General features: G+C 67.5%; 12 protein-coding genes. 4 read left to right on the top strand and 8 right to left on the bottom strand.

All coding sequences use genetic code 11. The annotated features are described in order from the left end of the window. Positions 1–2 precede the first annotated feature (2 nt). A complete protein-coding gene (locus ACW9UR_RS19745; RefSeq protein WP_458918780.1) occupies positions 3–239 on the bottom strand; it encodes a hypothetical protein in 237 nt (78 codons plus the stop codon). Positions 240–838: 599 nt separating this feature from the next. On the opposite strand from ACW9UR_RS19745, the gene xth reads away from it, so the two are divergent. Continuing rightward, the gene (gene xth, locus ACW9UR_RS19740; protein WP_458918779.1) at positions 839–1627 is read left to right on the top strand and encodes an exodeoxyribonuclease III; all 789 of its coding nucleotides are present in this window, start codon (positions 839–841) and stop codon (positions 1625–1627) included. A 1-nt stretch (position 1628) separates the two neighbouring features. Here the strand turns inward: xth and ACW9UR_RS19735 are convergent, their stop codons facing one another. The 4 genes from ACW9UR_RS19735 to ACW9UR_RS19720 form a co-directional block, all read right to left on the bottom strand. Beyond that, positions 1629–2231, bottom strand: coding sequence for a LolA family protein (locus tag ACW9UR_RS19735; RefSeq protein ID WP_458918778.1), 603 nt, complete (start codon positions 2229–2231; stop codon positions 1629–1631). A 204-nt stretch (positions 2232–2435) separates the two neighbouring features. After that, entirely contained in the window at positions 2436–5132 is a 2697-nt protein-coding gene (locus tag ACW9UR_RS19730) for an FtsK/SpoIIIE family DNA translocase (protein ID WP_458918976.1), read from the bottom strand. A 2-nt stretch (positions 5133–5134) separates the two neighbouring features. Beyond that, positions 5135–6349, bottom strand: coding sequence for an aminotransferase class I/II-fold pyridoxal phosphate-dependent enzyme (locus ACW9UR_RS19725; protein ID WP_458918777.1), 1215 nt, complete (start codon positions 6347–6349; stop codon positions 5135–5137). 97 nt (positions 6350–6446) lie between these two features. Continuing rightward, positions 6447–7772: an amidase gene (locus tag ACW9UR_RS19720; protein WP_458918776.1), complete on the bottom strand. Its 1326-nt coding sequence runs from the start codon at positions 7770–7772 to the stop codon at positions 6447–6449. Between the two features lie 84 nt (positions 7773–7856). Here ACW9UR_RS19720 and ACW9UR_RS19715 point away from each other — a divergent pair, with 84 nt between their 5' ends. Next, complete coding sequence (locus ACW9UR_RS19715) at positions 7857–9083, top strand: UbiH/UbiF/VisC/COQ6 family ubiquinone biosynthesis hydroxylase (protein ID WP_458918775.1); 1227 nt, start codon at positions 7857–7859, stop codon at positions 9081–9083. On the opposite strand, the gene ACW9UR_RS19710 is transcribed toward ACW9UR_RS19715, so the two are convergent. Further along, positions 9080–9799, bottom strand: coding sequence for an alpha/beta hydrolase (locus ACW9UR_RS19710; protein WP_458918774.1), 720 nt, complete (start codon positions 9797–9799; stop codon positions 9080–9082). The two genes, ACW9UR_RS19715 and ACW9UR_RS19710, sit on opposite strands and share 4 nt — an antisense overlap. Before the next feature lie 142 nt (positions 9800–9941). Here ACW9UR_RS19710 and ACW9UR_RS19705 point away from each other — a divergent pair, with 142 nt between their 5' ends. Both ACW9UR_RS19705 and ACW9UR_RS19700 read left to right on the top strand, forming a co-directional pair. Further along, entirely contained in the window at positions 9942–11141 is a 1200-nt protein-coding gene (locus tag ACW9UR_RS19705; RefSeq protein WP_458918773.1) for a benzoate/H(+) symporter BenE family transporter, read from the top strand. Between the two features lie 139 nt (positions 11142–11280). Then, positions 11281–11493 (top strand): hypothetical protein, encoded by a 213-nt coding sequence (locus ACW9UR_RS19700; RefSeq protein WP_458918772.1) that lies wholly within the window; start codon positions 11281–11283, stop codon positions 11491–11493. Positions 11494–11514: 21 nt separating this feature from the next. Here the strand turns inward: ACW9UR_RS19700 and ACW9UR_RS19695 are convergent, their stop codons facing one another. Both ACW9UR_RS19695 and ACW9UR_RS19690 read right to left on the bottom strand, forming a co-directional pair. After that, positions 11515–11709, bottom strand: a complete 195-nt coding sequence (locus ACW9UR_RS19695) for a Trm112 family protein (RefSeq protein WP_458918771.1) — start codon at positions 11707–11709, stop codon at positions 11515–11517. After that, complete coding sequence (locus tag ACW9UR_RS19690; protein WP_458918770.1) at positions 11706–12368, bottom strand: LON peptidase substrate-binding domain-containing protein; 663 nt, start codon at positions 12366–12368, stop codon at positions 11706–11708. The genes ACW9UR_RS19695 and ACW9UR_RS19690 overlap by 4 nt, the downstream gene beginning before the upstream one ends. Between the last annotated feature and the right edge of the window lie 24 nt (positions 12369–12392).

Below are 12392 nucleotides of genomic sequence, written 5' to 3'. Positions count from 1 at the left end.
GGTCAGGCGCCCAACCAGCCGCGTACATGGAGCACCAGCGCACCGAGCAGCACCACGATGCCGGTGCACACATAGGCCACGAACGACAGCAGTAGCCCGGCGCCGAGCATCCAGGCGATCAGGCCTGCAAGCAGTGCGGCACAGATGGAAAGAACCAACGGCAGTCCGAACGAGATGGCCGGCTTCGCGTCCGAGACCTCGCTCCAGTCTGCTTCACAATTCGCCATTATATGGCTCATTGATCGGGGCTCCCATACAATCACGCAATCTCTTGGCGAGTGCGCCACTCTATTCTCCACCATAATGATCATCACAGCGCGGTGACAACATTGCGGCACACATGCGATGCAAATTTATCGCGCAGTGCTTTTTGCTGGGGCCTCTCTCTGCGGGCCCCTTCGTCCTTTCCTGCGGTCCGCGAACAACGCGAAACCTCAATATTGCATGGACGTCACAGCTACTATCTTTCCAGAAAGATGGGTTTGACGACCGACGCTTCAAGTGGTCGCACAGTTCAAATCGTGGCGAAACTGTGACGAAAAATTCGCAGACTGAAAGCGTCCCGGCTCCCTCGCCCGCACCACTGCCGCCACTTCCGCGCGATTCGCTTGCGGATTTTCTTCATATCTTCGAATGCTTGCATGTGTTGCTCTGTCGAGTGCGTCGCCCGAACTCTCGCACAGGTTGCGGCGCAGAGCCGCCGACTCGGCGTCGTCGCTGGTCGCAAAACCTCCCCGCGGGTCGCGAATCGCCATGCCCGGGCCTTGCCCCCAGACCCGTCTACGGCCATGGTCCGCCCCGACCCCTGCCCCTCGGATCTACCCGAAAGGACCCTCGGATGACGCTGACTGTCGCGACCTGGAACATCAACTCGGTCCGCCTGCGCGAGCCGATCGTGCTGGACCTGCTGCGACAGAGCGCGCCGGACGTGCTGTGCCTTCAGGAAACCAAGTCGCCGGTCGAGAAGATCCCAACCGAGAACTTCGCCGCGCTCGGATATACCCACATGGTCAGCCGTGGGTTCAAGGGCTACAACGGCGTCGCGATCCTCAGCCGCCTGCCCATCGAAGAGGCTGGGGAGTTGGACTTCTGCAAGCGCCAGGACGCCCGCCACATCGCCGCCCGGCTCGAGAACGGCACGGTGATCCACAACTTCTACATTCCTGCGGGCGGCGACGAGCCGGACACCGCAAAGAACCCGAAATTCGCCCACAAGCTGGAGTTTCTCGGCCACCTGCGGGACTGGTTCCGTGACAACCGACCGGAAAAATCGGTGCTGGTCGGGGATCTGAACATCGCCCCGCGCGAGGATGACGTCTGGAACCACAAGCAACTGCTGAAGATCGTCTCGCACACGCCGATCGAGACCGAGGGGCTGAACGACGCGCAGCAGGCCGGCGGCTGGGTCGACATCACCCGGCAGGATATCCCCGAAGGGCAGCTTTATTCCTGGTGGTCCTACCGGGCCCGCGACTGGGACGCGGCGGACAAGGGGCGGCGGCTCGATCACATCTGGGCCAGCCCGGACCTTGCGGCGGGCGCAGGCAACAGCCGGATCGACCGGCACGTGCGGGGCTGGGAAAAGCCCTCGGACCACGCGCCGGTCTTCGCCAGTTTCGACGTCTAGGTCAGCCGTTCGGCCAGCGCCGGGCGATCGCCTCGATGTTGAAGAGCAGCATGTCCATGTTCGACACGGGCTCGATGCTCTCCAGCACCACGGTGGTCGTCTGGCCCGACTTCTCGCGCACCACCCATTGCGTCAGCGCGGGCGGCGAGTTCCTAAGCCGCAACTGCATCGCGCCGTCGTTCGGTGCCTTCGGATCGCGCAGGTTCACGGTGGTGAACCCACCCTTTGAATCCGTGCCATAGGCGAGGTTCGCCTGCGTCAGGTCGATGTTCCTCGCCAGAAGGAAGCGCAGCGGCGTGGTTCGGATCGGGTAGCGCTGCACAGCCGCGTTCGACTTCGCGTCGAAGATGGCGATGTTCACACCATCCGCAACGACCAGCGCCTGGCCGCCGTCGTATTCGAACCGCACCCGGCCCGGCCGGCGCAGCCAGTAGCGCCCGGCGCTGCGGCTGCCGTCACCGTTGATCTGGGTGAAGCGCCCCGAGACCGAGGTCAGCTGGTTCAGGTACTTGCTGACCTCGGTCAGCACCCGTTGATCCTGCGCCAGCGCAGCGCCGGCGAAGGGGATCGCGGCGAACGCCGCCAGTATGTCGCGTCTTTTCATGACCTTCAGATGGTCCCTGCCCGGTTGCTTGTGAAGGGAGCATATAGCGCTCGGCGGGGCTCCGCCGCTCACTTTCGCGCCCCTCCCGTTACAACGCCGTAACGCAGGACCTCCGGCGCTCGCGATCCGGTGATCGAACGCCCTCGCCTTCCACTTTCCGGCAAATATCCCCGCCGGAGGCCCCCATCGGCCGCCGGCGCGGGGTCAGACTTCAGGGACCAGCACTTCGCGTTTGCCGACGTGGTTCGCCTGACTGACGACGCCCTCGTCCTCCATCTGCTCTACAAGGCGCGCGGCCTTGTTGTAGCCGATGCCCAGCTTGCGCTGGATGTACGAGGTCGAGCATTTCCGGTCCCGCGCAACGATGGCCACCGCCTGGTCGTAGAGGGCGTCCTCGCCGCTGGTGTTGCCGCCGAGGCCCAGCACCAGGTCGATTTCGCTCTCCTGTTCGGCCTCGGGGCCGTCCTGGACGCCCGAGACATATTCGGGCTCGCCCTGGAGCTTCAGGTGCTTCACGACCTCCTCGACTTCCTCGTCGGAGCAGAACGGCGCGTGTACGCGGGTCACGCGACCGCCGCCTGCCATGTAGAGCATGTCGCCCATGCCCAGCAGCTGCTCGGCACCCTGTTCGCCCAAGATGGTGCGGCTGTCGATCTTCGATGTCACCTGGAAGCTGATCCGGGTCGGGAAGTTGGCCTTGATCGTACCGGTGATGACGTCGACCGAGGGGCGCTGCGTTGCCATGATCAGGTGGATGCCGGAGGCGCGCGCCATCTGAGCGAGGCGCTGGATACAGGCCTCGATCTCTTTCCCCGCGACCATCATCAGGTCGGCCATCTCGTCGACGATGACGACGATGAAGGGCATCTTCTCGGGCGCGTATTCCTCGGTCTCGAACACGGGCTCGCCGGTCTCGTCATCGAAGCCGGTCTGAACCGTGCGGGTGAACGCCTCGCCCCGGTCGAGCGCGTCCTGCACCCGGCCGTTGTAGCCATCGATGTTGCGCACGCCCATCTTGGACATCTTGCGATAGCGCTCTTCCATCTCGGCAACGACCCATTTCAGGGCCACGACGGCCTTCTTCGGGTCAGTGACGACCGGCGAAAGCAGGTGCGGGATGCCGTCGTAGACGCTGAGTTCCAGCATCTTCGGATCGATCATGATCAGGCGGCACTGCTCGGGCGTCAGCTTGTAGAGCAGCGACAGGATCATCGTGTTGATCGAGACGGATTTACCCGAGCCGGTGGTCCCCGCGATCAGCAGGTGGGGCATCTTGGCGAGGTTGGCGATCACGGGCTCGCCGCCGATGTCCTTACCCAGCGCCAGCGGCAGCTTGTGGTGACCGTCGCCATAGGTGCGATGGGCCAGCAACTCGCGCAGCAGCACTTTCTCGCGGTGGTCGTTGGGCAGTTCGATCCCGATCACCGTGCGGCCCGGAATGGTCGAGACGCGGGCGGCCAGCGCCGACATCGAGCGGGCGATGTCGTCGGCAAGGCCGATCACGCGGCTGGCCTTGAGCCCGGCGGCCGGTTCCAATTCGTACATGGTGACGACTGGACCAGGACGAACACTGACGATCTCGCCGCGCACGCCGTAGTCGTCGAGCACGGTTTCCAGCATCCGGGCGTTCTGCTCCAGCGCATCGTTCGACAGGGTCTGGCGCACAATGCTGGCCGGATTCTCGAGCAACGACAGCGGTGGCGCGACATAGTCGGGGTTGTCCGCATCGCCCAGTGCCAGCGACGGCTGTTCTTCGCTGCGCGCGCGCGTGGACTTGGCCGGCGGCTTGCGCTCGGGCTGCTGCACGCGGGGCGCGGCGGGCGGCTCGGGTCGCTCGGCCCGGGTCACTGGCGGCTCGGTCCCGCCGTTGCGGCGGTCGAGCATCCGGGGCGCGGGCGGCGGCGGCGCTGCATAGGGCGTGTCGTCCTGGGGCGCGATCGGTTCGTGATCGATCAGGTCGTCATCGTCTTCCGCATCGAGCGTCGGTACGTCGAGCGCCATCGGCGTCGCCTCGGTGCGGCGCGCCTCGTCCCGGCGGCGAACGGCGGCGGCGATCCGGGCCATCACGCGGTCCTCGTCGTCCGAGCGCGGCTCGGTCTGCACGGGTGCTGCATCGACAGGGGCAGCGGCGGCGGCGCGGCGGGTCGACGGCTCGCGGCGGACCTTGGGTGCTGCGGCAGCTGCGCGGCGACGCTCGGCCGCAGCTTTGGCGGCATCACCTGCACCGCGCGCGGCACGGCCGGTAGCCCGCAGGATTGCGTCATAGCTGGTCAGCAGGCCCAGCATCAGGAAACGTCCGATGCTCCGCGCCTCGGGGCCGTTCACGCCCAGCGCGATGCCCGAGAGCATCACGAAGCCGGCGCCAAGCAGGATAGTCGCGAAGAAGGTCGCCTGCTGCGTCGGCAGAGGGATCACCGAGAGCAGCGCCAGGAATAGGCTGTCGCCGAACATCCCGCCCAGCCCGTAGGCATAGGTCCAGTCGTCGAAGGGCACATGCGCGGCGGCGAAAACGGCGGCCACGGCAATCGCCAGTGGTGCCATGATGATCCGCGTCAGGATCCGCGACTCGCCCCGGTGCAGCACCAGCCGCAGGCCCCAGACGCCAAAGGTTACCGGAATGCCATAGGCAGCCCAGCCCAGCGCCCGGTGCAGCGGATCGGCCAGCAGCGCGCCCAGCAGGCCCAGTGCATTGTTCGGCACCGCGTCGGTGGCCGAGAACAGCGACGGATCGTCCGGGTCATAGGTCCACAGCATGGCGAAGACCAGGCATCCCAGGAACACCAGGCCGAGGCCGATCAGTTCCACTCCGCGACGGCGGAGCGCGGTTTCGGTCTGTTCCTCCAGCAGCCGCGTGCGCGTCGTCTTGCGCCGCCGGCGTCCGCCTGCCTTTGCCTGGGCCATGCTCACCCGATCCCTCCTTCGGCGGCGCGGGTCGTCAGCACCTCTCGCACGCCTTCCAGTCCTCGTCTTACCTCGTCTGCGCTGGCGACGAGCGCCACGCGCAGATAGTTCTTGCCGGGGTTCGCCGAGCCGTCCCCGGGATCACGCGCAAGATAGGCACCGGGCAGCGCCCGCACCCCGACCTCGCGCCACAGCCGAAGCGCCGCCTCTTCACCGTCGCCCACGTCGAGCCACAGGAAGAAACCGGCCTCAGGCGTTCTGTACCCGGCAATATTGCCGAGAATTTGGTCGGCGAGGTCGAATTTCTCGCGGTAGAGCGCGCGATTGGCGACCACGTGCTCCTCATCGCGCCAGACGGCCTCGGCGGCGTGCTGGAGCGGCAGTGGCAGCGGTGCGCCAGCGTAGTTCCGAAGCTGCTTCAGCGCCACGGTCGCCTTCGGGCCCGCCAGTGCGAAGCCCGAGCGCAGCCCCGGCAGGTTCGAGCGTTTCGACAGCGAGTGGAACGCGACGACCCGCTCGGGGTCGGCCGAGATCGCGTGCGAGGCCTGGAGCACACCCGGAGGCGGCGTCTCCCGCCAGATCTCGGAATAGCACTCATCGGCGAAGATGCGGAAATCGTGCCTTTCGGCCAGCTTCAGCAGGCTTTCCCAGTAGTCCTGCGAAGCCACGGCTCCCTGCGGGTTCGAGGGCGAGCACATGTAGACCAGCGCCGCGCGGTCCAGAAGCGCCGTGGGCAGTCCCGCGAAATCGGGCAGGAAGCCGGTCTCGGCGGTGGCTGGCACATAGACCGGCTCGGCCCCGGCGGCGAGCGCGGCGACGGCGTAACACTGGTAGAACGGGTTCGGTAGCAGCACCACCGGGCGCGCGCCGTTCTTTTCTTCGGGGCAGAGCGCCAGCGCGGCGTTGAACAGCCCTTCGCGGGTGCCGTTCAGCGGCAGCACGCGCGTCTCGGGGTCCGGTGTCGGAATGTCGTAGCGCATCGCCAGCCAGTCGCAGATCGCCGCGCGCAGGCCCGGCGTGCCCTCGTTCGGCGGGTAGCGCGAGAAGTCGGCGGAGTGCCGGGCGATGATCTCGGGCACGAACGCGGGGATGGCATGGCGGGGCTCGCCGATCGACATGGCGATCTCGGGACCGCCCGGCGCATGGCCGTTCAGCAACGCGCGCAGGCGCGGAAACGCGTACTCCGGCAGGTCCGCGAAACGGCGGGGGTGGTCCATGCTCATGCCTCTTGGTCGGGGTCTTGTGCCCCTTTCAGTGCCGAAGAACCTACCGGGCACGTCATGTTGCGTCCAGCCCTGAGGGCCCTCCGCGGTGTCAGAGTGTCTTTTCCACAGCAGCGCCCAGACGCAGCGCGCGGGCCTCGTGCCCTGCGGGACAGAGCAGCATCAGCCCGCAATGGCGCGTGCCCGTGGGAAGGGTCAGCCCGGTCAGGTTCATCAGGTTGCCAACCCGGGTGTTCCGCAGCGTTTCCAGATTGCGCGCCGTGAACTCGTCGTCGTCCGCAATCAGATCCTCGATACGCGGCGGCAGAATCGCGACGGTGGGCAGCAGAACCGCGTCGTAGCCGGCGGTCTGCGCGGCAAACCCCGCCCTCAGCGCGTCGAGCACCCGCCAGTCGGCCACGAACTTCGCGCCGCCGACAGCCTGGCCGGCCTCGAACCGCGCACGGATCGGCGGATGCATCGAAGCGCCGCGCTCGAGTATCGCGTCGCCCCAGGTGCCCCAGGCTTCGGCCGGGAACAGCGATGTCAGCGCCATCGCCTGTTCCAGTTCGGGCAGCGTGGCGTGGTCGATGTTGGCGCCCTTGGCGGAGAGTTTCGCCAGCGCACCCTCGAACGCCGCCTGCGGTGCCTCGTCGAGCGGCGCGATGGCCGGGTTGTTCAGAACCAGGAAGCGGGCCGAGCCGACGTTCGCGCCGCCGAGGTCCGGCGCGCGGGTGTTGCCCATCGCTGCGTAGAGCAGCGCCGCGTCCTCGACCGTGCGGGCCAGCGGGCCGATCGTATCGAAGCGGGAGCAGAGTGGCACGACGCCCCGCATCGGCAGGCTGCCAACGCTCGTCTTGAAGCCCACCAGGTCGTTCCAGGCCGAGGGCGCGCGAACCGAGCCGCCGGTGTCCGAGCCGATCCCCGCGGCCGCCAGCCCATAGCCGACCGAGGCCGCCGCACCCGAGGAGGAACCGCCCGGCGCCAGTGCCGGGTCGTGCCGGTTGGGCGGCGTCGCCGTCACCGGGTTCACACCGAGGCCCGAGAACGCCAGTTCCGTCATGTGCGTCTTGCCAAGACAGACCAGCCCCTGCGAGGCGGCGTTCTCCAGCACCTTCGCATCGCGCTCGGGCACCCGGCCCGCGAGGATCGCGCTGCCCGCCTCGGTCGCGGTCCCGGCACTGTCGAACAGGTCCTTCCAGCTGATCGGCACCCCGTCGAGCGGACCACGCCGCGTCCCCGCCTTCGCGCGCTGTGCCGCCGCCTTGGCTTCGGCCAGGGCGCGGTCGGGCGTGGTCCGGGCATAGATCTGCGCCCCATATGCACTTGTTTCGATCGCGTCCAGCATCGCCTGCGCCAGCTCAACCGGGTCCAGTGCGCCCTTGGCGATGGCTCGGCCCATGTCGGCGGCGGGGGCGGTCAGGTCTGGCGCGGTCATCGGATCCTCCGGGTCGTTTCGCCGCGACGGTAGCGACACCGCCGCCCGTGGACAATCGCGAAACCCGGCCCATACTGCGCCACGATGAAAACGCAGACCGACATTCTGATCGTGGGCGGCGGGCTGGTCGGCCCGGCGCTGGCACTGGCGGCGGCCTCGGCCGGGCTGCGGTCCCTTGTGCTGGATGCGGCCCCGGCGGCGACCTTCGCGGATCCCGCGTTCGATGGGCGCGCCTATGCGGTCGCAGCGGCCTCTCGGCGGATGTTTCAGGCCTTGGACCTGTGGACTGCGGTCGAAGCCGATGCGCAGCCGATCCACCAGATCAAGGTCAGCGACGGCGTCGCGGGCATGGGCGCCGCGCCCCTGTTCGCGCATTTCGACGAGAACGAGCTGGGCGAAGGCCCGATGGGTCATATCGTCGAGGACCGGCACTTGCGTGCAGCGATTCTGGCCGCTGTCGCCGAGAACCCGCTGGTGACGGTCGAGAACGGCGCGCTGGTGACTGGTCAGACCGAGGTGCCCGGCGGTGTCGAGGTCACGCTGGAGGATGGCTCGACCCGCACTGCGCGTATGCTGGTTGGCGCGGACGGACGCGGCAGCCAAGCGGCGAAGCGCGCCGGGATCACGCGGACCGAATGGGCGTACCGGCAGACCAGCCTCGTCGCCGCGCTGGAGATCGAGCACCCGCACGAGGGCATCGCGCATCAGATGTTCTTCCCTGAGGGGCCGCTCGCGATCCTGCCGCTGACAGGCAATCGGGTCTCGATCGTCTGGACCGAGGAAAGCGCCCGTGCCGAGGCGGTGCAGGCGATGGACGACGACGGCTATCTTGAGGCTTTGCGGCCGCGCTTCGGCGACTTTCTGGGGCAGATCCGGCTGGACGGGAAGCGCTATTCCTACCCGCTCGGCCTGTCGCTGGCGACGCGGATCACCGCGCCCCGGCTGGCGCTGGTCGGTGACGCAGCGCATGGCATTCACCCGCTGGCGGGACAGGGGCTGAACCTGGGCCTACGCGATGTCGCGACTCTGGCCGAGGTGCTGACCGAGGCGCACCGGCGGGGCGAGGACATCGGCGCGCCGGACGTGCTGGAGCGATATCGACGCTGGCGCCAGTTCGACATCGCCGCGCTGGCCGCGGCGACGGACGCGATCAACCGGGTGTTCTCGAACGCCAACCCGGTGCTGCGACTGGGCCGCACGCTGGCGCTTGGGGCCATCGAGCATGCGCCCATCCTGCGCCGCCGCCTGATGCGCGAGGCGATGGGAACGGCGGGCGATCTGCCGGTCCTTTTGAAAGGACGGCCGCTTTAGACCTGCGGTGGCTCGGCAAAGCTACCGCTGACCAAGAAGCGGATCACCGCCTCGACCACCTTTTGGTTCATCATCATCCACGTGTGGCTGACCGGCAGGACCAGCCGGTCGCTGGCCGGGGTCGCAAAGGCGGAGCGGACGGACACCTTGCCGTCGTTCGGACCCTCGATCAGCGCGGACATCAACGGGTTGAGCGACCGGCTCCCGGCGATCACTCCGACCTCCATGGGGACCTCAGGCGGCAGCTTTGCCGGCAGGTCGTCCGGTCCGGTACCAAGCTGGGTACCTGCGGGGCCATTCAGCAAGCCGAAGAGCCGCCAATCTCCGAACCGGTCCACGATCTCGGAGCCCGCACCGGGCGGGCCAAGAAGAACCGCCCGACCGACGTGCGGGATGGCGTTTTCCGAGGCCCATTGCCGCAGCAGCACCGCGCCCATCGAGTGGGTCACGAAATTTACCGTCGCTCCATCCCGGCAGGCGTGCAGGGCGCTCGGCAGGGTCTGCGCGGCCAGTTCCTCGATACGGAAGCGGCGCGATGGATACCCCTGGTTGACGACGTGATAGCCTGCCTGCGTCAGCGCCCATTCCAGCACCCGCATGGACGAGCGTGTGCGGCCAAGGCCGTGCAGCAGCACCACATGCTCCTGCCCTGCGGCGGGCGGCCTGTGCCGCCCGGTGGTACCTTCAAAGACGGTCGACAGAAATGCGCGGTTCACGGAAACCCATTTCGATAAGTTCAATCTCCCATTCGCAGAACATGGGCGTCGCCGGTGCGGGCCACAAGCCGAGGAAGACTTAGACGCAGTTGCGCCGCGATTTCGCTGGCGCGTCCCGCGTTGCTTGGACATGGTGCGCGGCATGTTCCGTGACTTCTCCGCCTCTGCCGCTTTCATGGGCCTTATCGCCGCCTTTGTCGGCTTCGCCTCGTCCTTCGCCGTCGTCCTGCAAGGGCTGGGGGCGGTGGGCGCGACGCCGCTGCAGGCGGCCTCTGGGCTGATGGCGATTGCCGTCGCCAAGGGGCTTGCGGCGATGGTCATGTCGGCGCGCACCCGGATTCCGATCTCGTTCGCCTGGTCGACGCCGGGCGCGGCGCTGCTGGTGACGACGGGCGCGCTGCCCGGAGGCTTCGCCGAAGCGGTCGGGGCCTTTGTCATGTGCGGCGGACTGCTGATGTTGACGGGGCTGTGGAAACCGCTGGCCGGGCTGGTCGGCCGGATCCCCGCATCGCTGGCGAACGCGATGCTGGCGGGCGTGCTGCTGGGCCTGTGCCTTGCGCCGTTCCGAGCCATCGAGTTCAACCCCGTCTGGGGCCTGCCGATCCTGGTCGGGTGGGTCGTCGGTCGGCGCATTCATCCGCTGCTGGCCGTGCCGACTGCGCTGGCGGCCTTCGTCGGCGTGATCCTGTTCGGGGTGCAGCCCGACGCCGAGGCGTTGCGGGGCCTGCCGCTGCTGACCACACCCGAATTCGTGGTGCCGGTCTTCACGCTTGGCGGCTTCGTCGGGCTGGCGCTGCCACTTTATATCGTGACGATGGCGGGGCAGAACCTGCCCGGTGCCGCGGTGCTCAGGGCGCATGGCTACGACCGCCCGGCTGGTCCCGACATCGCTGCGAGCGGCTTCGCCAGCGTTCTTGCGGCCCCCTTCGGAGGCCATGCCGCCAACTACGCCGCCATCACGGCGGCGCTCTGCATGGGCGAGGATGCTCATCCGGATCCGCGCCGCCGGTACTGGGCAGCCATTGTCGCCGGCATGGCCTATGTCGCACTTGGCGTGCTGGCGGGCGCAGCAACGGCATTCGTGGGGCTGGCGCCGCAGATCCTGATCCAGGCGGTCGGTGGCGTCGCCCTGTTCGGGGCGTTCTCGGCCTCGGCACTGGCGGCGTTCCGCGATGCCGAGGACCGCGAGGCAAGCGCGGTGACCTTCCTGCTGACCGCCTCGGGTGCCGCCTTTCTGGGCGTTTCTGGCGCGTTCTGGGGGCTGCTTGCAGGCGGAGCGATGCTGGCGATCCGGCGAAAGGTCGCGCTTGGACGTGCTGCTCGGCAGGATCAGAAGGCCTGAGGCCGATCGCAACGCTCCAGAAACGCGGTGAAACGCCCCTGAAACCGATCTTCCTGATTTCGACAAACCGGTGAAACCCGCGCCGCGCAAATTGCGTGCATCGGCGCCAACGGTGGCGCTTCAAGATCAGGAGACGACGATGTACCGCAAGACCTTCCTGGCCAGCCTGGCCGCAATACTGTCCGCCATGTACGCCCAGGCGGGCGAGGTTCCCAAGCAGCAGACTGCATCGATGATGGTCTATTTCATCGACGGCGAGGATTGCCCCGAAGCCGCCCGCCCGGTGTTCACCGAGGACGGCGAGATCGTGCGTGAGGCCGCGACCCGTGTGCGCGTAATCGAGGCGGGGTGAGCCTTTGGACGGGCGCGGCGGTCAGTCCTCCAGCCGCCGCGCCTCGTCGATGAGCATGACCGGGATGCCGTTGCGGATCGGAAAGGCAAGACCGGCCCCGCGCGACACAAGTTCCTGCTTCTCAGAGTCGTAGATCAGCACGCCGCGTGTGACGGGGCAGACGAGCGCCTCGAGTACCTTGCGATCCAGCGTCTCGCGGAGGGAATTGTCGGTCATTGCAGGCTGCCTTCATCGGTGCCGCCGCGCAGGGCGAATTCCATCAGCGTCACCAGCGTCTCGCGCCGGGTCTGAAGCGTCGGTGCCTCGAGCAGCGCCTGTTTCTCTTCGAAATCGAACGGGCAGAGCATCGAAAGCGAGTTCACCAGCAGCTCCTCCTCGGCCTCTTTCAGACTGTCCCAGTCCGAGGCCAGTTGCGCTGTCTCGAAATAACGGTGGAGGACGTTCAGGAAAGTGTCGCGGTCGAATCCCGGATCGGTTTCGCGCCGGCCAAGATCACGCTCGAAGCTGGTCCAGTCCACCTCGGCACGCAGGTAGGGCGTGAACCCCTCCTTTCGAGCCCGCAGACGATAGCGCGACACGCCCGTAAGCGTGATCATGTAGCGCCCGTCCTCGGTTTCCTGAAAGCCGGTGACACGGCCCGCGCACCCGATGCTGTGGAACTTCTCTTCCGCGCCCGCGTGGCCATCGGGCATGGCCACGGGCTGCACCATGCCGATCAGCCGGTGCTCGGTCTTCAGCGTATCATCCAGCATCGCCAGGTAGCGCGGCTCGAAGATGTTGAGCGGCAGCCGGGCACGCGGCAAGAGCAGCGCGCCCGGCAGCGGAAATACCGGGATGGTGCCCGGCAAATCGGCGAGAGTGAATGTACGTGTCATGCGCCCGTTCGGTCCCCTGTTGAG

The sequence above is a fragment of the Halovulum sp. GXIMD14794 genome, from assembly GCF_054457455.1.
The sequence above is the reverse complement of the archived record's forward strand: the minus strand, read 5'-3'. Positions and strand labels throughout refer to the sequence as shown.

Bases quoted from the DNA above. Each gene is read 5' to 3' on its own strand.
- ACW9UR_RS19700 (WP_458918772.1), top strand. From the start codon at position 11,281: ATGTACCGCAAGACCTTCCTGGCCAGCCTGGCCGCAATACTGTCCGCC.
- ACW9UR_RS19695 (WP_458918771.1), bottom strand. From the start codon at position 11,709: ATGACCGACAATTCCCTCCGCGAGACGCTGGATCGCAAGGTACTCGAG.
- ACW9UR_RS19735 (WP_458918778.1), bottom strand. From the start codon at position 2,231: ATGAAAAGACGCGACATACTGGCGGCGTTCGCCGCGATCCCCTTCGCC.
- ACW9UR_RS19705 (WP_458918773.1), top strand. From the start codon at position 9,942: ATGTTCCGTGACTTCTCCGCCTCTGCCGCTTTCATGGGCCTTATCGCC.
- ACW9UR_RS19745 (WP_458918780.1), bottom strand. From the start codon at position 239: ATGAGCCATATAATGGCGAATTGTGAAGCAGACTGGAGCGAGGTCTCG.
- xth (WP_458918779.1), top strand. From the start codon at position 839: ATGACGCTGACTGTCGCGACCTGGAACATCAACTCGGTCCGCCTGCGC.
- ACW9UR_RS19720 (WP_458918776.1), bottom strand. From the start codon at position 7,772: ATGACCGCGCCAGACCTGACCGCCCCCGCCGCCGACATGGGCCGAGCC.
- ACW9UR_RS19690 (WP_458918770.1), bottom strand. From the start codon at position 12,368: ATGACACGTACATTCACTCTCGCCGATTTGCCGGGCACCATCCCGGTA.
- ACW9UR_RS19715 (WP_458918775.1), top strand. From the start codon at position 7,857: ATGAAAACGCAGACCGACATTCTGATCGTGGGCGGCGGGCTGGTCGGC.
- ACW9UR_RS19725 (WP_458918777.1), bottom strand. From the start codon at position 6,349: ATGGACCACCCCCGCCGTTTCGCGGACCTGCCGGAGTACGCGTTTCCG.
- ACW9UR_RS19730 (WP_458918976.1), bottom strand. From the start codon at position 5,132: ATGGCCCAGGCAAAGGCAGGCGGACGCCGGCGGCGCAAGACGACGCGC.